19 protein-coding genes are annotated in these 17,364 nt (G+C 62.5%); 11 read left to right on the top strand and 8 right to left on the bottom strand.

What is annotated here, in order from left to right; genetic code table 11:
• Positions 1-280 precede the first annotated feature (280 nt).
• Both ABIE49_RS15075 and ABIE49_RS15070 read right to left on the bottom strand, forming a co-directional pair.
• On the bottom strand, positions 281-448 hold the full coding sequence (locus ABIE49_RS15075; RefSeq protein WP_192738968.1) for a hypothetical protein: 168 nt from the start codon (positions 446-448) through the stop codon (positions 281-283).
• Between the two features lie 353 nt (positions 449-801).
• A complete protein-coding gene (locus ABIE49_RS15070; protein WP_354066831.1) occupies positions 802-1,347 on the bottom strand; it encodes a MarR family winged helix-turn-helix transcriptional regulator in 546 nt (181 codons plus the stop codon).
• A 235-nt stretch (positions 1,348-1,582) separates the two neighbouring features.
• Here ABIE49_RS15070 and ABIE49_RS15065 point away from each other — a divergent pair, with 235 nt between their 5' ends.
• Positions 1,583-2,383, top strand: a complete 801-nt coding sequence (locus ABIE49_RS15065; RefSeq protein WP_192738967.1) for an alpha/beta fold hydrolase — start codon at positions 1,583-1,585, stop codon at positions 2,381-2,383.
• Between the two features lie 54 nt (positions 2,384-2,437).
• A complete protein-coding gene (locus tag ABIE49_RS15060; protein WP_192738966.1) occupies positions 2,438-3,652 on the top strand; it encodes an ABC transporter substrate-binding protein in 1,215 nt (404 codons plus the stop codon).
• Between the two features lie 83 nt (positions 3,653-3,735).
• Here ABIE49_RS15060 and ABIE49_RS15055 read toward each other — a convergent pair whose 3' ends face one another.
• Positions 3,736-4,764: an acyl-CoA desaturase gene (locus tag ABIE49_RS15055; protein ID WP_192738965.1), complete on the bottom strand. Its 1,029-nt coding sequence runs from the start codon at positions 4,762-4,764 to the stop codon at positions 3,736-3,738.
• 332 nt (positions 4,765-5,096) lie between these two features.
• Between ABIE49_RS15055 and ykgO the strand changes: the two genes are divergently transcribed.
• The 3 genes from ykgO (at position 5,097) to ABIE49_RS15040 (ending at position 6,360) form a co-directional block, all read left to right on the top strand.
• Entirely contained in the window at positions 5,097-5,222 is a 126-nt protein-coding gene (gene ykgO, locus ABIE49_RS15050; protein ID WP_002718645.1) for a type B 50S ribosomal protein L36, read from the top strand.
• Between the two features lie 93 nt (positions 5,223-5,315).
• Positions 5,316-5,975, top strand: a complete 660-nt coding sequence (locus ABIE49_RS15045) for a tetratricopeptide repeat protein (protein WP_192738964.1) — start codon at positions 5,316-5,318, stop codon at positions 5,973-5,975.
• Positions 5,976-6,084: 109 nt separating this feature from the next.
• On the top strand, positions 6,085-6,360 hold the full coding sequence (locus ABIE49_RS15040; protein ID WP_192738963.1) for a hypothetical protein: 276 nt from the start codon (positions 6,085-6,087) through the stop codon (positions 6,358-6,360).
• Between the two features lie 90 nt (positions 6,361-6,450).
• Here the strand turns inward: ABIE49_RS15040 and ABIE49_RS15035 are convergent, their stop codons facing one another.
• The gene (locus tag ABIE49_RS15035; protein ID WP_192738962.1) at positions 6,451-6,630 is read right to left on the bottom strand and encodes a hypothetical protein; all 180 of its coding nucleotides are present in this window, start codon (positions 6,628-6,630) and stop codon (positions 6,451-6,453) included.
• A gap of 265 nt (positions 6,631-6,895) precedes the next feature.
• Here ABIE49_RS15035 and ABIE49_RS15030 point away from each other — a divergent pair, with 265 nt between their 5' ends.
• Positions 6,896-7,861, top strand: coding sequence for an alpha/beta fold hydrolase (locus tag ABIE49_RS15030; RefSeq protein WP_192738961.1), 966 nt, complete (start codon positions 6,896-6,898; stop codon positions 7,859-7,861).
• 142 nt (positions 7,862-8,003) lie between these two features.
• Here ABIE49_RS15030 and ABIE49_RS15025 read toward each other — a convergent pair whose 3' ends face one another.
• Positions 8,004-8,396 carry a c-type cytochrome gene (locus tag ABIE49_RS15025; RefSeq protein WP_192738960.1) on the bottom strand — a complete coding sequence of 131 codons (393 nt, stop codon included), beginning with the start codon at positions 8,394-8,396 and terminating at the stop codon, positions 8,004-8,006.
• Positions 8,397-8,625: 229 nt separating this feature from the next.
• Here ABIE49_RS15025 and ABIE49_RS15020 point away from each other — a divergent pair, with 229 nt between their 5' ends.
• Positions 8,626-10,119, top strand: coding sequence for an FAD-linked oxidase C-terminal domain-containing protein (locus tag ABIE49_RS15020; RefSeq protein ID WP_192738959.1), 1,494 nt, complete (start codon positions 8,626-8,628; stop codon positions 10,117-10,119).
• Between the two features lie 186 nt (positions 10,120-10,305).
• Here the strand turns inward: ABIE49_RS15020 and ABIE49_RS15015 are convergent, their stop codons facing one another.
• Entirely contained in the window at positions 10,306-11,544 is a 1,239-nt protein-coding gene (locus ABIE49_RS15015; RefSeq protein WP_192738958.1) for an alpha/beta hydrolase, read from the bottom strand.
• Positions 11,447-11,944 (bottom strand): putative quinol monooxygenase, encoded by a 498-nt coding sequence (locus tag ABIE49_RS15010; RefSeq protein WP_210337469.1) that lies wholly within the window; start codon positions 11,942-11,944, stop codon positions 11,447-11,449. The genes ABIE49_RS15015 and ABIE49_RS15010 overlap by 98 nt, the downstream gene beginning before the upstream one ends.
• A 182-nt stretch (positions 11,945-12,126) precedes the next feature.
• Between ABIE49_RS15010 and ABIE49_RS15005 the strand changes: the two genes are divergently transcribed.
• From ABIE49_RS15005 to glcF, 3 genes are read left to right on the top strand one after another with little or no spacing between them, the layout of a single operon-like run.
• Positions 12,127-12,816 carry an ArsR/SmtB family transcription factor gene (locus ABIE49_RS15005; RefSeq protein WP_192738957.1) on the top strand — a complete coding sequence of 230 codons (690 nt, stop codon included), beginning with the start codon at positions 12,127-12,129 and terminating at the stop codon, positions 12,814-12,816.
• A 32-nt stretch (positions 12,817-12,848) separates the two neighbouring features.
• Positions 12,849-14,087 (top strand): FAD-binding protein, encoded by a 1,239-nt coding sequence (locus ABIE49_RS15000; protein ID WP_192738956.1) that lies wholly within the window; start codon positions 12,849-12,851, stop codon positions 14,085-14,087.
• Positions 14,084-15,427, top strand: coding sequence for a glycolate oxidase subunit GlcF (glcF, locus tag ABIE49_RS14995; protein ID WP_192738955.1), 1,344 nt, complete (start codon positions 14,084-14,086; stop codon positions 15,425-15,427). Before ABIE49_RS15000 ends, glcF begins: the two co-directional genes overlap by 4 nt.
• Here glcF and ABIE49_RS14990 read toward each other — a convergent pair.
• On the bottom strand, positions 15,424-15,882 hold the full coding sequence (locus ABIE49_RS14990; RefSeq protein ID WP_192738954.1) for a hypothetical protein: 459 nt from the start codon (positions 15,880-15,882) through the stop codon (positions 15,424-15,426). The two genes, glcF and ABIE49_RS14990, sit on opposite strands and share 4 nt — an antisense overlap.
• A 420-nt stretch (positions 15,883-16,302) precedes the next feature.
• Here ABIE49_RS14990 and ABIE49_RS14985 point away from each other — a divergent pair, with 420 nt between their 5' ends.
• Positions 16,303-17,316, top strand: a complete 1,014-nt coding sequence (locus ABIE49_RS14985; protein ID WP_192738953.1) for a TorF family putative porin — start codon at positions 16,303-16,305, stop codon at positions 17,314-17,316.
• Positions 17,317-17,364: the final 48 nt, after the last annotated feature.

The raw sequence follows: 17,364 nt of genomic DNA, 5'->3' as shown, positions 1-17,364 counted from the left end.
GCTCGCCCCTAAAGCCGACCACTTCCGCAAGGGGGTCAAAAGCGCCGTTCCGGCGGTCTGTCGGCCACTTCCGCTCTACCTCGATAGGCAGAAATAGTCCGAGTTTCTCGGCATGTCTTTAATCGTGCCAAACCCAGACATAGCGGATGCAGTCTTGCACAAAGAAAAACCGCCCGAAGGCGGCTTCCAAACTCAAAACCTGAAACAGTCAAACGACCACCAGTACCAAGTCTGACTTCCGACGATTTCGATCGAGGTGCACGATGGCACCCTCGATCCGTCATCCACGAAGCTTGTCAATTACCTTCCGAGCCGATTCGTTATACTTTTCCGTTATTCTCGTACCGCCATTCACCGCGTCGAGTTCGGCGGTGGTCAGGTCTGCCGTTTCCAGGTCGGGAGCTTTGGTGGTTTTCGCTTCCTCGTTTTGCTTCCTGATCTTGGCCATAGCGGACCTCCGTTGTGTGACCGCAGGTCGAACGAGACCACGGGTCGGTTTCGGGACGAGTTCGCAAGACATAGAAAATGACTTCATCCGGATTGCAGCATTGTTTCACGGCCCGGGCAATGGCTTATTTGATCTCCGGTGTGCGGAGGCGCAGCAAGTCTGTTTTAAGTCATTTGCGGAAGTCAGCGCCTGCATTGGCGAGGTCGCTCTGCTCCCAAAAACGGACGTCATCGGTTCGGCGGTCCGCGGCCGCCGTCCGCGTCCTAGAGCGTTTTCCAGCGAAGTGAATCTAGAGCCCCGTTCCGATTCAATCGAAACGGAAAAGGCTCTGGGTGCTGCACCGGCGCGCCACCTTACAATTCACCGAGCGCCGCCCAAAGCGGCACATGGCCGGCGAGTTTGTCGAGCAGGCGTTCGAACGCCTTGCGCTCCGGCTGCGTCAGGCAGGCAAGCATGTTGCGCTCGCGCTCGCGCAGCGCTGGAATGTACTGCGCATAGAGCGCGCGGCCGGCCGGTGTGATGAACAGAATCTGGCGCCGGTTGTCGGTGCTGTCGGCTTCGCGGCGCAACAGCTTTTTCTTCTCGAGCGCGATGATCCCGCGGCTGATATTCGCCTTGAGGTGGCCGGTATATTCGCAGATGTCGCTTGCGGTCACGCCCTCGCGAAAATTCAGGAAGATCAGCGTGACGATCTCGGGACGGGTCAGGCCGAACTCCATCTCGATCTTCCGGAATGAAGGCTCGCGGTAGAAGTTCAGCACGTAACCCATCTTGTAGGCGATCTTGATCTCGGTGCCGCCGAGCACGTCGGCGATCGCGCCGGCCGCACCCTGACGCGCGGTGCGGGCCGGTGCGGCCTTCGGTCTAGATAGTCTTATATGTGACTTTTTTAGTCTCATCTGTGACTTTCATCTTGCATCAGAATCGGTGCCACCTTAGCATCGCCGGACAACAAGAAAGATCAATGCGAGCGACAGGGAGGGTGGCATGGACGCCGTGCCGGCCCAGCGGGAATTCATGCCTGGGTCATAAGACAATGCGCCGCCTGCCTTCTACGCGGGAGCTGCGGCCCATCCCATCTATGTCGATCACATCCGTCCGACTGAACGCGTGCCCGGCAAGGCGCCTGTCGTCATGGTGCATGGGGGCGGCCATACCGGCGCCTGCTATCTGGCGACGCCGGACTTGCGGCCGGGCTGGGCGCCGCGCTTCGCCGCCGCGGGCCGCAGCGTCTTTGTGCCTGACTGGCCGGGCCACGGCCGCTCGCCGATGGGGTCGGACTTTGCAAGGCTTGGCACGCAAGATGTCGCAAGCGCGCTGCTCGGACTTCTGGAGCGGGTCGGGCCCGCGGTGCTGCTGGTGCATTCGGCCAGCGGACCGATGGCGTGGTGGATGGTGGAGCAGCGCCCCGATCTGGTGGCGGCGGTCGTCGCCATCGCGCCGGGACCGCCCGCGAACCTGCTTGCAGACCTGCCCGACGATCCAGCCGCCATTCTGCAGCTGCGCGACGACGCGCGCGCGGGCTGCCCGGTCTATTCCGGGGAGGACAGGCCGGTGTGGTTCGGCGCCGAATTCGCCGCCGCCTATTGGGCGAACGCGCCGCGCTTTCCGAGCCAAGCCTTCGGGAACTACCGCCGTTCGATCGTCCCGGAGAGCGCGCGCATCCTCAACGAGCGATTCAACATCGGCGGACGCGGCTTGAGGATCAGCGATCCGGCCAGTCTCAAGGAGCACCGGATTCTGATCGTGACCGGCGATCACGACGCGCGCCACCCCCGCGAGGTGGACGAGGCGACGGCGAGGTATCTCGGCGCGGAGTTCGTATGGCTGCCGGAGCGCGGCATCCGCGGCAACGGTCACATGATGATGATCGAGGACAACAGCGACGAACTCGCCGCGATGGTTCTCGACTGGCTCGACGCCAACGGCTGCTGACGCAAGACCACCAGAAAAGACCATCAGAAAACGCTTATGGGGAGGAAATCCAGGATGAGGCTGAATGTACTCGGCGTTGCACTCCTGACCGCATTGCTGCCGGCCGCGGCGCAAGCCCAGATCAGCGGCGATGTCGTCAAGCTCGGTGTTCTCACCGATCTTGCCGGCGTGACGGCCGATATCACCGGCAAGGGGTCGGTCGCCGCCGCCGAGATGGCGGTCGAGGAAATCGGCGGCACCGTGCTCGGCAAGCCCGTGCAGGTGATCTCGGCGGATCACCAGCACAAGGCCGACATCGGCCTCTCGATCGCGCGACGCTGGTTTGACGTGGACGGCGTCGATGCGATCGTTGACGTGCCGAACTCGGGCGTCGCGCTCGCGGTGCAGAATGCGGCGCGCGAGAAGAAGCGGATCGCGCTGTATTCCGGCGCCGGCACCACCGCGCTCACCAACGAACAGTGCTCGCCTTACGGATTCCACTGGACCTATGACACCTACGCGGTGTCGCACGGGACGGCCTCGGCAGTTGTGAAGGCGGGCGGAACGTCCTGGTTTATCCTCGCCTCGGACTATGCATTCGGGCACCAACTCCAGGCCGATGCGACCAAGGTGATCGAAGCCGCCGGCGGCAAGGTCGTAGGCGCCCTGCGGCATCCGCTCAACACCGCGGATTTTTCTTCCTTTCTGCTTCGCGCGCAGTCCTCCGGCGCGAAGGTCATCGGCATCGCCAACGCGGGTAATGACACCACCAACACGATGAAGCAGGCCGGAGAGTTCGGACTTGTGCAGGGCGGTCAGAATCTCGCCGCGCTGATCTTCTTCCTTCAGGATGTTCATGCCCTCGGATTGAAGGCGACACAGGGCACCTATCTCACCACCGCCTCCTACTGGGACGCGAATGAAGCGACGCGCAGCTGGTCGAAGCAATTCATGGCACGAACCGGGATGATGCCCTCGATGCTGCATGCCGGCGTCTACGGCGCGGTTCGCCACTATCTCAAGGCGGTCGCCAAGGCCGGCACCGACGACGCCGATAAGGTCGCCGCGGAGATGCGCACCATACCGGTCGATGACGTCTTCTCGGAGAACGCGCAGATCCGCGACGATGGCCGTGTCACACGCACGATGTATCTCGCGCGGGTAAAGAAGCCCGAGGAATCCCGCTACCCTTGGGACTATCTCGAGATCGTGCGCTCCATTCCGCCCGAGGAGACCGTGTGGCCGCTGTCCGAGAGCAAGTGCGCGCTGGTCAAGAACGCGACCCGCTGAAGCCTTTACTTTCGCCCGAGCGAGAAGCTCACCCTATCTTTGCATGGGGTTGTTTTCGCGATTTTGCGTCCCGGCCCCTAACCCTATTCGTTCGGGACGCCGGTCGAGCCGCGCGTCGTCAGCTTGCTCCCGGCAGTCTGCTTTGCCAGATGCGCGCTCGGCGGCACGACGTCGCTGGCGAGGCCCAGCCACGCCAGAAAGCGAATGGTGAGCCAGGTATTGTCCATCTCCCACCAGCGATGACCATGGCGCGCCGAGCGCGGATCGGCGTGGTGGTTGTTGTGCCAGCCTTCGCCGTTCGAGATCAGGCCGACGATCATGTTGTTGCGGCTGTCCTCGTCGGTCTCATAATTCCGGTAGCCCCAGACATGCGTCACCGAATTGACCGCCCAGGTGATGTGCCAGACCAGCACGGTGCGGACGAAGACGCCGAACAGGAGAATGCTGAGGCCGGTCTGGGTTGCGTCGGCCGGCGTGGCGCCAAACAGCCACGCCACAGCGAAACCGGCGGCGAAGAACAGCGGCATCTGGATGAGATTGATCCAGATCAGCCAGTGATGGCGTTCCAGCGCGACATAGAAGCGATCGCGCAAAATGTCCTTGGCGTAGCGCTCATAGATCCCGAGCCGCGACAGCTCCGGCTGATGCACCAGGATCCAGCCGATATGGGCCCAGAAGAAACTTGCCAGCGGGCTGTGCGGGTCCGGCTGCTGGTCGGCGAATTGATGGTGCCGGCGGTGGATCGCGACCCAGCGCGCCGGCGTTTCCTGCAGGCAGGACATCGCGATCACCACCATCGCGTGCTCCAGCCATTTCGGGCATTTCAGGCCGCGATGGGTGAGCAGCCGGTGGTAGCAAAGGTTGATGCCGAACAGCCCGCACAGATGCGTGCCCACGATGGCGACGATCAGGCCGCTCCAGCTGAAATAGCCTGGCAGCAACGCCAGCAGCGCCAGGGCGTGGTAGGCGCCGATCCCCAGAATGTAGGGCCAGTTGAGCTGATACGGCAGCACGCCGGCCGGCAGCAGCAGCCTGGCGCTTGGGCGCAGGTTAATCGGGGCGTCAGGGGTCAGCACCGCAGTCTTGACGGTCGGCCGGGGAGCGGTCGTCATAAGGAAGTTAGTTCCATTCTGCGGCGAGGCGCCGTCGGCGGCGCAAGGGAGCGATTCCTCTTATACGGTTCGCGCTGGCACCGGGGTCTAAAATCTGGGGCTAATTGACGCTGGATTCTCGAGAAAAATTGCTGGAGAATCAGCTGACTAGCAGCCCCCCGAGGCAGATGGATCGGATTTCGCAGGGTTGATTGACATTCTCCCCCGCGATGGCTTAGAAACCGCCCCGTCCCGGGCGGTATGGCCGCTGGCGGGAAAAATCTCATTTTCCCACTTTCGGGTAGCGCAGGTTCGGCCTCCATCACGGCCTTTCAACGCATCAGGATTGTCCCATGAAGGTCCGTAACTCGCTGAAATCGTTGCGCGGTCGCCACCGCAACAACCGTCTGGTCCGCCGCAAGGGCCGGGTCTACGTGATCAACAAGGTGCAGCGCCGCTTCAAGGCCCGTCAGGGCTGAGGTCGGCTTTTCGCCCTTAGATTCCGTCCCGCTTCACAGGTCTTTGACGACGTGCTGCTTTGCAGCGCGTTTTTGTGCGTCTAGACTTGCCCCATGGCTTTGAGATTCCTGCAAGCTCCTAACTGCCGGATCGCGATCCTTGTCGCCGCTGTCATGACAGCCGTGCCGGTGATGGCGTTTGCCCAGAACGACCCCCGGATCATCCCGCCGCCCAAGCAACAGAAGAAGCTGCCGGAAGCGCCGAGCAAACTGCCGAAGGTCGGCGCCGATCGGACGCGCGGGCTGGATTTCCTGTTCGGCGCGCTGAAGGCTGCGCCCGATGAGGCCAGCGCCAAGCATGTCGAGGCGCGGATCTGGGCGCTGTGGATGCAGACCCCGAGCGATACCGCGGCGCTGTTGATGGTGCGCGCCAAGGCGGCCATGGACGCGCAGAAGGCCGACGTCGCGCTGAAGCTGCTGGATGCCGTGGTCAAGCTGCGACCCGATTATGTCGAAGCCTGGAATCGGCGCGCGACGCTGTATTACCTGAAGAACGATTACGCCCATTCGCTCGAGGACATAAGGCAGGTGCTGGTCCGCGAACCGCGCCATTTCGGGGCGCTGGCCGGGCTCGGCATGATCATGCAGGACATCGGCGAGGAAAAGCGCGCGCTGGAAGCGTTCCGCAAGGCGCTCGCGGTCAACCCGTACCTCGAAAAGGTGCCGGAACTGGTCAAGACGCTGACCGAAAAGGTCGAGGGCCGCGATATCTGATTCAATCAGAAGCGCTGCGGTCCGTCGCGGTTAACCCTGTTTCCGGACAGGCCGGAACGTTTCCCGCCAACGCATTATTATCGGCCGTCAGCTTGTCAGGAGCGAAGCCATGAAATCATTGCTGCTGGCCGGCGCGGTGATTGTCACTGCCGGCACGAGCGCTTTCGGCGCAGACTATTGGGTGGTCGGCGACCGCGCGGCCAACAAATGCGAGATCGTCACCAGCAATCCAGTGATCAACGCGCAGGTCGGCGGAAATATCTGGTTCGGCAGCGGACCCTATCGATCGCTCGACGATGCCAAACTCGCACGCACGACCCTCAGCGCTTGCCCGAAGGTAGAACAGCCTTCCTCCGATGCGGGGGATGAGGACAAGTCGGACTAAACAAGTCGGACCAAATCAGGCTGAAGCGTTTTCAAGCCAAGCATGCCCTCGGATTTGGATCCGGGGGTGGATACCGTTTCGCGTAACGTCCTAGTGCAGCACGTTGCTGCCGCGCGCCATGCCGTCGAGGCCTGCCGCCGCGTAGAACTGCGCCAGCTCCGCTTCCAGCTGTTCATTGACCAGCAGCAGCGCCTTCAGCGCGCCGCGCAGGTCGCCATTGCAGGTCGCTACGATCTGGTCGATGGCCGCTTCGCTTGCGTCGGAAATCATGGGTAGTCCTCCGATTGTACCGTGGAACAATGTGTGGTCTTCGCCTGCGTTCCGGTGAGTTTTGGGTACAAGTTTCAGGTTTCGGCCACACCTCGATCAAACACGTCGACACATGGCGAAAGTGTTAGCGTGAATGTATAAAAAGCCCAGTGACGGCAGTATGACCCCGCTATCCACAGGGTTGGGCGGTCTGTGGAGAACTCCCGAAACCCGCACCCATTCCGGCCGTATCTCGTTGGTGCCAAAGATCATTCGGACATTCTCAATGGTGGTAGCGATTGTCGTGGCGACGCTGGCGATCCTGGCGTTGGTCACGCAGGGTGGGGTGTGGCTGACGCAGCGGGCCCATCCCGCCCAGGGCAGGATGGTCGAGGTTGCCGACGCGACCCTTCATGTTGTCGATATCGGCCCGCGCGATCCGGCCAGCCCTCCGATCGTGATGCTGCATGGCGCCAGTTCGAACCTGGAGGTGATGCGCCAGCCGGTGGGTGACCGGCTTGCGAAAAGCCATCGGGTGATCCTGATCGATCGTCCCGGTCACGGCTGGAGCACGCGTGCCAATCTCGGGGATTCAACGCCCGCGGTTCAGGGGCGGATGATCGCCGAGGCGCTGGCGAAACTCGGCGTCACCAAAGCGATCTTCGTGGTGCATTCCTGGGCCGGTGCGCTCGGCGCACGCATCGCGCTGGATTATCCGCAAGTGGTCGCCGGCATGGTGATGCTGGCGCCGGCCGCCTATCCCTGGCCGGGCGGGGTCGGACGCTACAACGAACTCGTCGCGACGCCGGTGATCGGCCCGCTGCTGGCGTACACGATCACGCTGCCGCTCGGCACATTGCTGATGGAATCCGGTATCCGCGGCGTGTTCTTGCCGCAGCCGATGCCGGCTGGCTTCATCGACAGCACCGCCACGCGCCTGTTGCTGCGTCCGCGCGAGTTTATGGCCAATGCGCGGGATCTCTCGACGCTACGGGCCGCCATGGCAGAACAGTCGCCACGCTACGGGGAGATCAAGGCGCCGATCACGATCATCGTCGGCGATGCTTCCGACAAGACGGTGTCAACCCACATCCATTCGCGGCCGCTCGCCGCCGTCGCGCCGAACGCGAAGCTGATCGTGCTCCCTGGCGTCGGCCACATGGTGCAATACGCGGTGCCTGATCTTGTGGTCTCGGAGATCGAGGCGATGATTGGCGGCATGGCGCAGAACACCGCCGCCGCAGCGAACTGAAGCGTTTTTGAGCGAAGCGTGCCCTCGGCTTGAGCCGGCGCGGCAAGCGGTCGGCGTCAGGAAGACGCATCAGACAAGAAGCTGGAGCTCCGGTTCTGGTTCAATCAGAACCGAAGCTCTGCAATCGCGATATTGGCGGCCGCTACTTCGTCTTGCCGTCCTTGTCGTATTGCACAAGGAACGCCCAGAGGTCGTTGGCCTCTTTCTCGTTCTTGATGCCGGCGAACACCATCTTGGTGCCGGGAATCTTCGCCTTCGGCTCCTTGATGTATTCGAGGAACACATCCTTGCCCCAGGTAATGCCGGAATTCTTGTTGGCCTCCGAATAGGAGTAGCCTGCCGTGGTGCCGGACTTGCGGCCGTCGAGCCCGTTCAGCTCCGGCCCGACCTTGTTCTTGGCGCCTTCGCCGATTGCATGGCAGGCCATACACTTGTTGAACGAGGATTTGCCGGCGGTGACGTCCTGCGCCAGCGCGCCCGACACGGCCATCAATGAGGTGACAACAACCAGCGTACCCAAGATCGGTGTTTTCATGTGGTGCTCTTCGTCTCTTTCCCTAGAGGTCGATTGCTTTTGGCAGGCTCGTTCCGATTGGACAAGCCACGAAACTTTGACAGGTTCCGGCACCGCAGGCTTGCCCGAGAGCGAACTCACGATTTGGGAGAGGCAATCCGACATTGGTGTGATGGCCTACCCAAATGCGCCCAGACGTGCTTGATTTACCGCGACAAATCGATAACGCGCTAGGCCCTGGAGGAAACGCATGGCCATTATGATGCCGGCCTCCGATCAGGCCGTTCTGGATCGCCGCGACGCCATTGTGGCCGCATTGCGGGGGATCGTGCCGGGTGAGGGCGTGATCGACAGCGCAGCCGAAATGCTCCCCTACGAGTCCGACGGCCTGATGGCCTATCGGCAGCCGCCGATGGTCGTGGTGTTGCCGGACACGACGGAGCAGGTCTCCAAAGTCCTGAAATATTGCTTCGAGCAGGGCATCAAGGTGGTGCCGCGCGGCTCGGGCACCTCGCTGTCCGGCGGCGCGCTGCCGCTGGCCGATGGCGTGCTGCTGGGTCTCGGCAAATTCAAGCGGATCCGCGAGATCGATTTCGACAACCGCGTGGTGGTGACCGAGCCCGGTGTCACCAACCTCGCCATCAGCCAGGCGGTGGCGCATGCCGGGTTCTATTACGCGCCCGATCCCTCGTCGCAGATCGCCTGCTCGATCGGGGGCAATGTCGCGGAAAATTCCGGCGGCGTGCACTGTCTGAAATACGGCATGACCACCAACAACGTGCTGGGCTGCGAAATCGTGCTGATGTCAGGCGAAATCCTGCGCATCGGCGGCAAGTCAGCCGAGAATAGTGGCTACGACCTGATGGGGATCATCACCGGCTCCGAGGGCCTGCTTGGCGTCATCACCGAGATCACGGTGCGGATCCTGCAGAAGCCGGAAACCGCCCGTGCGCTGATGGTCGGCTTCGCCGAGGTCGAGGCCGCCGGCGAATGCGTGGCCCGCATCATCGGCGCCGGCATCATTCCGGGCGGCATGGAGATGATGGACAAACCGGCGATTCACGCCGCCGAAGCCTTCGTCCATGCCGGCTACCCGCTCGATGTCGAGGCGCTCCTGATCATCGAGCTCGATGGTCCCGGCGTCGAAGTCGATGAACTGATCGGCCGCGTCGAGGCCATCGCCAAAGGCTGCGGCTCCACCACGCTGCAGATTTCCACGTCTGAAGCCGAGCGCAACCTGTTCTGGGCCGGCCGCAAGGCGGCGTTTCCGGCCGTGGGCCGGATTTCCCCTGATTATCTCTGCATGGACGGCACGATTCCACGCGGCGCGCTGCCCAAGGCGCTGGCGCGCATCCGCGATCTCTCGGCCAAATACGACCTGCGTGTCGCCAATGTATTTCATGCCGGCGACGGCAATCTGCATCCTTTGATCCTCTACGATGCAAACCAGCCCGGCGAGATGGAGCGGGCCGAGGCGTTCGGCGCCGACATCCTGCGCTGCTGCGTCGAACTCGGCGGCGTGCTCACCGGCGAGCACGGCGTCGGTATCGAGAAACGCGATCTGATGCCGGAAATGTTCAGCGAGATCGACCTCAACCAGCAGCAGCGGCTGAAATGCGCGTTCGACGCCCAGGGCCTGCTCAATCCCGGCAAGGTGTTTCCGACCCTACACCGCTGCGCCGAGCTCGGCCGCGTGCATGTGCACGGCGGCCGGCTGGCATTTCCCGAATTGCCGCGGTTCTAGCCGGATATTCCGGCTTTCGATCCAGAGCGTTTTCAAGCGAAGTGGATACCGGTTCGCGTGTAAGAAAACGCGTCAAAACAAAAAGATAGGGCCCCGTTCAGATTCCATCGGAACGGAAAAGGCGACGTGGTGCTCGCCTTCGGTGCGTCAGCACGGAGAAAATGGTCCTTTCCTGTCCGTTGGTGTTCAGGCTGGAATCGGTGCGACGTCGTTGCCGTGCAAGAAATTGATGCTTTCCCGCCAAAGCGCCGGACGCATGGCTTCCAGATGCATCAAATGGGTGCCTCGGCTGATCTTGATGTCGCGCTTCACGGGTGCTTGCGTGAACGCGTTGAATAGCCACCGCGCATCATTATCCAGCATCAGCCCATCCCATTCGCCGCGGATGATTGCGACCGGCGATTTGACCTGGGTCGGGTCGTAGGCAAGCTGGCCGTGCCACGCCTTGATAATCTCACTGAACGGACCGAGGGGTGTCTTGACGCCGGCAGGATCGCGTGAGCGGCCCTCCGGATCGCTGTCGAGATACAATTGGCTCCATTGGTCGAAGTGAACGCGCGAAAGCACCGGCGGCTCATGCGCGGGCACATCTTCGATGAACCTGTTCCACTGATCCTCCGTGGTCACGATGCGCCACGCAGGGAGCGCTGCTGGAGTTTCATAGCGCCGCGGCTCGCGTCGCCCGATCGGCGCGAACAGCACGAGCCGGTCAATCAGCGCCGGATGGGCCGATGCGAGCAGGCTCGCAGGCATCGAACCCCAGGAGTGTGAGATCAGCGAAAGTTTGTCGACATTCTGGTGGCCGAGGATGAAGCGGACTGCCGCTTCCAGTTGCTTCGCCGCATCCTGGGCTACGCAAAGCGGAGCGCTGTCTCCCGCCGGCTGATCCATTTCCGGATAACGGCCGGAGTGCCCGAAGCCGTAGAAGTCCAGTCCCCAGACATCGAAGCCGGCCTCCGTCAGCGCGTCACGCCAGGATTTGCCGTCAAATCTGTGCGCGATGGAAAGCGCGGATGGAAAGGTCGCGCCATGGACGTAGAGCACGACGCGACGCGGCCGGGATTCGCTATTTGGAACAGGCAGGAAGCGAAGGAACAGCGACAATCCCTCGCGCGGGCCAGGAAGCCGGAAATGCTGTTCCCGGGGGTCGAGTTTTGGCGCGGCCGAAACATCCGTCATGCGATTACCTGACCACGATTTGCGCTGATGGAACTTGCTTCGGAAACATCCGGCAGGCGCGTGAAGGTCCAGACAACCATCGCGCCTCGCCGGTATCAGTTTCCGCCGATCAATTCGATCACGGTCGAAGTGATGGTGCGTCGCAAGCCTAAAGCAAGGTGTATTGCATGCGCTCACGCTTGGTGAGAAGCGGCAGTGCTTCGCGGGCGATGTAGGTGTTGAAGTACACACTTTCCTGATGCGCATCGAACGCGGCCTCGTCACGGAACAGTTCGTAGAACAAAAACTGCGCCGGGTTTTCCTTGCCGCGTCCGATCAGGAACAGCTTTACGCCGAGATCGCGCTGAGCCTCAGGCAAGAAGCGCTGCAGAATATCGGCCACCTTGTCCGCCTGGCCTTCTTTGGCTTCCCATTGTGCAACCACCAGCAAACCACCGCCGCTGATGGCCTCACTGACGGTCTCCTTGTCCATTGCATATTGACTCACGTTCATCGCTCCCTGGTTTTGCTCGGATCGAGATGATGAAATGGCGAAAGGCGAGAAGTTGACGATCGCCATCACTGCACCGAATGTTCCGATTACCGATCGTCGGCTAAGCATTTCGGTGAGCGGCGGTTCGCGCCGCGTGACATTCGAACTCTGCATAATTTGCTCCATCGATTGTTGTCGGTCGCCGACCAACGCGACCTTGCATCGATGGTTCGCAGGATTCAATTCGGCCGCGGTCGAAGTACTCCCGTAAGATATAGTTCGATCGTAATCGAAGCGTTCAGGTGGAACGGCGTGCGAAAGAGCGCGTTGGTGCCCGACCGAACCTGGAGGCAGCAATGGCGACCATCGTCCCGCAACTCGCCGAAATCGCCCAACTGGCGGCGGACCCCGGTCGCGCCAATATTCTGTCGGCGCTGATGGATGGGCGCGCGCTCACTGCGGGTGAATTGGCTGCCGTCGCCGGGGTCACCCCGCAAACGACGAGTTCGCACCTCGCGAAGCTCGTCGAACGCGAGCTCTTGACGGTCGAAAAACGCGGGCCGCGCCGGTTCTATCGGCTGGCGACGCCACTCGTGGCGCGGATGCTGGAAGGGATGATGAATGTGGCTGTGACCGGGCCGCCGCGATTCCGGCCGCCGTCAAAAATCGACGATCAGATGCGCAGGGCGCGAACCTGCTACGATCATCTGGCGGGCGAACTTGGCGTCACGCTCACCGACAGCATGATCGAACGCGGGCATCTCACGCTTGAAGCCGACGCCGGCGAACTGACCGCGCAGGGATCGACGTTCCTGGCCGGCCTCGGTATCGATCTCAATTCGCCCGGCCGCGGCCGGCGAGCGTTCTGCCGGCCCTGTCTCGACTGGAGCGAACGGCGGCCGCATTTGGCGGGACGGGTTGGCGCGTCGATCGCAAATCTCGCCTTTGCGCGGGACTGGATACGCCGGCGGCCTCAGGGCCGATCGGTCGAAATCACCGAGGACGGCATCGCAGCATTCAGGGACTTGTTCGGGGCGCGAATTTGATTTCGGTCGCGAATTTGGCTACCCGCTAAGGCGTGGACACTCTCAAAGTACGTGATGCCAAGGACGTCGAGCAGGTGGTGCGGGCGGCGATCGCCAGCGAGCAGCCGCTGGAGATCGTTGGCCATGGTTCCAGACGCCTGGTCGGCCAGCCGATGGCGACCAATGCCCTGCTTGAGCTGTCGGCGCTGAACGCAGTCATCGCCTATGAGCCGAACGAGCTGATCATCACGGTCCAGGCGGGGGCGCCGCTTGCCGATGTGCTGTCGCTGATCGACTCTAAGAACCAGCAATTCGCGTTTGAGCCGATGGACACTTCGGCGCTGCTCGGCGTCTCCGGCGCCGGCACCATCGGCGGCATGATCGGCGCAGGCCTTGCCGGCCCGCGCCGCATCAGGGCCGGCGGCGCCCGCGATCACCTTTTGGGGGCGCATGCGGTGTCCGGTTTCGGCGACAGTTTCAAAACCGGGGGTAAGGTGGTGAAGAACGTCACCGGTTACGATCTCTGCAAACTGCTGGCGGGGTCGTGGGGCACGCTGGCGGTCATGACGGAAGTGACGCTGAAGGTGATGCCGAAACCCGAAAGCGAACGCACGCTGGTGCTGAGCGGGCTCGACGATGTCACCGCCAACCGGGCGATGACGGCGGCACTGGGCTCGCCCTACGACGTGTCGGGTGCGGCGCATCTGCCGTATCAGGCGTTCCGGCCCGCGGCCGGCGCCTTGGCCGGGCTCGGCGCGCCGGGGCAGGCGGCGACCCTGCTGCGGCTGGAAGGCATCGCGGCTTCCGCCGCCGACCGCGCCGGCTCGCTCGGCAAGACTCTGGCGCCGTTCGGCGCAGTGGAGGTCCTGCAAGACGCTGTTTCGGCCGCGATCTGGAGTTCGATCCGCGATGTCCTGCCGTTTGCCGCCCAAGGCGCGCTGGGGGCGTGGCCGGTGTGGCGGATCGTGTGTCCGCCGGCTTCCGGCGGCGCGCTCGGGCAGCAGCTTGCGCGCGACACCGGCGGCGACGTGATCTACGATTGGGGCGGCGGGCTGATCTGGGCAGCGTTGCCGCCCAGGCCGGACGCGCAGGCGGCGCTGCTGCGGGCGCGCGTCGATGCCGCCGGCGGCCATGCGATGCTGATCCGGGCGTCCGAACTGGTGCGGCGCAATGTCGACGTGTTCCATCCGCAAGCCGGCGGCGTGGCCGCCTTGAGCGAGCGCGTCCGCCTGAGCTTCGATCCCAGGAACATCCTCAACCGGGGCCGCTTGCTGCGGGCGGTCGCGACATGAAAACCGAATTCTCACTCGCCCAACTGGCCGATCCTGACATCGCTGAAGCCGACAAGATCCTGCGGGCCTGCGTGCATTGCGGGTTCTGCACTGCGACCTGTCCGACTTACGTGCTGCTCGGCGACGAACTCGATAGCCCGCGTGGCCGGATCTATCTCATCAAGGAGATGCTGGAGAAGGACCGCCCGCCGACCAAGGAGGTGGTCAAGCATATCGACCGCTGCCTGTCCTGCCTCGCCTGCATGACGACCTGCCCATCGGGCGTGAACTACATGCACCTGGTCGATCAGGCGCGGGTCAGGATCGAGCGGGATTATTCCAGGCCGCTGGGCGAGCGGGCCTTGCGCGCGGTGCTGGCCTTTGTGCTGCCGCGGCCGGGTCTGTTCCGCGCCAGCATGATCATGGCGCGGCTGGGCCGGCCGTTCGCGGGCCTGTTGCCGACACCGAAGACCGCACCGCCGACACCCACCCTGCTGCGGCGGATCAAGGCGATGCTGGCGCTTGCGCCCGGCAGCCTGCCGGCGCCGGGACCTGCCGCCGGCAGTGTTTTCCCGGCCATTGGCGACAGACGCGGGCGGGTCGCGCTGCTGCAAGGCTGTGCCCAGCAGGTGCTGGCGCCGCGCATCAACCAGGCCGCCATCAATCTCCTGACGCGCCACGGCATCGAGGTGGTGCTGGTCAGGGACGAACAATGCTGCGGCGCGCTCACCCATCATCTCGGGCAGGACGGCGACGCACTGGCGCGCGCCCGCGCCAACGTCACGGTCTGGCAAAGCGAAGCGGAACAAGGTGGCCTCGACGCCATCCTGGTGACGGCGTCAGGCTGCGGCACGGTCATCAAGGACTATGGTTTCATGCTGCGCGAGGACCGCGAATTCGCCGGTCCCGCTGCACGAATATCCGCGCTGACAAAGGATATCACCGAGTATCTCGCCGGCATCGATCTGCAGCCATCGAGCCAGCAAGGCGACGTCACCGTCGCCTATCACTCGGCTTGTTCGCTGCAGCACGGACAGAAAATCACGCACGCGCCGAAAGAATTGCTTTCCAAGAATGGATTCGTGGTGAAAGATGTGCCCGAGAGCCATTTGTGTTGCGGTTCGGCGGGGACCTACAACATTCTCCAGCCTGACATTGCGAGCAGATTGCGCGATCGCAAGATCGCCAATATTGCGACAGTCAAACCGGACATGATCGCTGCGGGCAATATTGGGTGCATGGTGCAGATTGCCGGCGGTACGTCAGTTCCTGTGGTGCACACGATTGAGCTTCTCGATTGGGCGACAGGAGGTCCAAAACCTGAATTGAAGGGGTCTGGACTGAGGCCGGCATTGAACTAATCGATCGGCCGACTATTCGAGCGCTCGACTGACACGACCAGCGGCAACAGGAGGACCACGATGGCTAAAGCGAAGAAGAGCAAGAAAAGCAAGAAGGCTAAAAAGGCCAAAAAGGCGGTAGCGGCGAAGAAGAAATCTGCGAAGAAGTCGTCGAAGAAGGCCGCCAAGAAGTCGGCAAAGAAATCGGCCAAGAAGGCTTCGAAGAAGAGCGCAAAGAAATCCGCCAAGAAGGCAGCGCCCAAGAAGGCTGCCAAGAAAGCCGCCAAGAAAGCCGCCAAGAAAGCTGTGGCGAAGAGCCCGGCGAAGAAAAAGAAAGCCGCCGCCAAGCCTGCTGCGTCCAAGCCGGCAGCCCCGGCGGCGGCTCCGGCGCCAGAGCCCGAAGCTGCGCCCGCTCCGAGCTGGGCAACGCCGAGTTCGGAGTCATCGACCCCGTCATGGGGCTCCGGCTCGTCCAATGGCGGCGATCAGCACTAGGTCGTCCGCGACCCGTCAAGGTTGATTGATCGGAAAGCCGCAGCGTCCACCGCTGCGGCTTTTTCCTTGAGGCCGGCTGATCAATCTCACCACGGATTTCTACGGAGGCTGTTGATTCGGCTGCTGTTCAGGCAAGCGGGGGCTGATTCCTAGTTTTGCCGGTTCCAGATGTCGCCTAACGGACACGAGGACCGCCAAACTTGTTGTGGGAATGCAACACCCGCAGACAACATTTTCCGAAACGGGTAGAACGCCTAAAAAGGCGGCAGATGATTGTCTTTTTTGCTTCACGCCCATGACGGCAAGTCCCAGATTGCAATCAGAATTTGGTTGCAGTCGGTTATCGCTTGCCCTGGGGGGCCACCGGAACGGGACTGTTCTAGAAGGTGATGGGGATCGTCATGAAGAAACTGGCTTTGTTAGCAACGGCGCTGGCAATGGTATCGGGTTCGGCTCTCGCGGCAGACTTGCGTGTCAAGGCTGTGAAGGCCCCGCCGCCTGTCGCGTTCGATCCCTGGGATATCGCCTTCGGCGCCGGCATCACCAACGATTACATCTTCCGCGGCATCACCCAGTCCAACCACAAGCCGTCGGTCAACGCCTATTTCGAGCCGCGCTACAACGTCACCAAGGACTTCCAGCTGTATGTCGGCCTGGGCGCTGCCAGCATCTCGTTCCCCAACCGTGCCGCCGCTGAAGTCGACGCCTACGGCGGTGCCCGCCTGACCGTCGGCGCCTTTGCCTTCGATGTCGGCGCCTGGGGCTACATCTATCCGGGTGGAACCTGCCAATACGGCGGCGGCGCCGTCGCCGATTTCGCCGGCGTTCCGCTCAGCGCTGAATGCCAGGCTAACACCCTGCTCAATCTCAACGTGCTCAAGAAGGACGTCAGCTTCTTCGAGGTCTACGGCAAGGTGAACTACACCTTCAACGACAACTTCTCGCTGGGCGGCACCGCCTATTATACGCCGAGCTTCCTCAACAGCGGCGCCGAAGGCACCTATGCTTCGATCGTCGGCAAGGCGATCGCGCCGAGCGCCTGGTTCGGCACCAGCGGCCTCGGAATGTACGTGTCGGGTGAGTTCGGCCGTCAGTGGCTGGGCACGTCGGACTCGTTCTACGGGACCGCGGTATTCCCGAACGGCATCAACTACGCCGACTACAACACCTGGAATATCGGCATCGGCTTCACCTACAAGGTGTTCACGCTGGACTTCCGTTACTCCGACACCAACCTGTCGAAGGGCGATTGCAACGCCTTCACCAGCGACTTCACCGCGCGCGGCGAAATCAACGCCTTCACCGGAACCAATGTCACTGCGATCAATCCGTCCGGCGTGGGTTCGAACTGGTGCGGCGCAGCCGGCATCGTCAAGCTCTCGGCTGACCTGACCGCGCTGACCAACCTGAAGTAATATCTCTTCGCGAAGATCTGGGGGCGGCAGAGCAATCTGCCGCCCCTT

Origin of the sequence: Bradyrhizobium sp. OAE829 (genome assembly GCF_040546575.1) — a bacterium.
Taxonomy (GTDB): Bacteria; Pseudomonadota; Alphaproteobacteria; order Rhizobiales; family Xanthobacteraceae; genus Bradyrhizobium.
This window is presented reverse-complemented; position numbering and strand designations above follow the sequence as displayed.

Excerpts from the sequence above, each read along its gene's own strand:
- ABIE49_RS15010 (WP_210337469.1), bottom strand. The coding sequence starts at position 11,944 with ATGCAGAGTTCGAATGTCACGCGGCGCGAACCGCCGCTCACCGAAATG.
- ABIE49_RS15045 (WP_192738964.1), top strand. The coding sequence starts at position 5,316 with ATGGCTTTGAGATTCCTGCAAGCTCCTAACTGCCGGATCGCGATCCTT.
- ABIE49_RS15015 (WP_192738958.1), bottom strand. The coding sequence starts at position 11,544 with ATGCGCATCAGGAAAGTGTGTACTTCAACACCTACATCGCCCGCGAAG.
- ABIE49_RS15070 (WP_354066831.1), bottom strand. The coding sequence starts at position 1,347 with ATGAGACTAAAAAAGTCACATATAAGACTATCTAGACCGAAGGCCGCA.
- ABIE49_RS15055 (WP_192738965.1), bottom strand. The coding sequence starts at position 4,764 with ATGACGACCGCTCCCCGGCCGACCGTCAAGACTGCGGTGCTGACCCCT.
- glcF (WP_192738955.1), top strand. The coding sequence starts at position 14,084 with ATGAAAACCGAATTCTCACTCGCCCAACTGGCCGATCCTGACATCGCT.
- ABIE49_RS15040 (WP_192738963.1), top strand. The coding sequence starts at position 6,085 with ATGAAATCATTGCTGCTGGCCGGCGCGGTGATTGTCACTGCCGGCACG.
- ABIE49_RS15060 (WP_192738966.1), top strand. The coding sequence starts at position 2,438 with ATGAGGCTGAATGTACTCGGCGTTGCACTCCTGACCGCATTGCTGCCG.
- ABIE49_RS15075 (WP_192738968.1), bottom strand. The coding sequence starts at position 448 with ATGGCCAAGATCAGGAAGCAAAACGAGGAAGCGAAAACCACCAAAGCT.
- ykgO (WP_002718645.1), top strand. The coding sequence starts at position 5,097 with ATGAAGGTCCGTAACTCGCTGAAATCGTTGCGCGGTCGCCACCGCAAC.
- ABIE49_RS14985 (WP_192738953.1), top strand. The coding sequence starts at position 16,303 with ATGAAGAAACTGGCTTTGTTAGCAACGGCGCTGGCAATGGTATCGGGT.
- ABIE49_RS15065 (WP_192738967.1), top strand. The coding sequence starts at position 1,583 with ATGGTGCATGGGGGCGGCCATACCGGCGCCTGCTATCTGGCGACGCCG.
- ABIE49_RS15030 (WP_192738961.1), top strand. The coding sequence starts at position 6,896 with ATGGTGGTAGCGATTGTCGTGGCGACGCTGGCGATCCTGGCGTTGGTC.
- ABIE49_RS15035 (WP_192738962.1), bottom strand. The coding sequence starts at position 6,630 with ATGATTTCCGACGCAAGCGAAGCGGCCATCGACCAGATCGTAGCGACC.
- ABIE49_RS15005 (WP_192738957.1), top strand. The coding sequence starts at position 12,127 with ATGGCGACCATCGTCCCGCAACTCGCCGAAATCGCCCAACTGGCGGCG.
- ABIE49_RS15025 (WP_192738960.1), bottom strand. The coding sequence starts at position 8,396 with ATGAAAACACCGATCTTGGGTACGCTGGTTGTTGTCACCTCATTGATG.
- ABIE49_RS15020 (WP_192738959.1), top strand. The coding sequence starts at position 8,626 with ATGGCCATTATGATGCCGGCCTCCGATCAGGCCGTTCTGGATCGCCGC.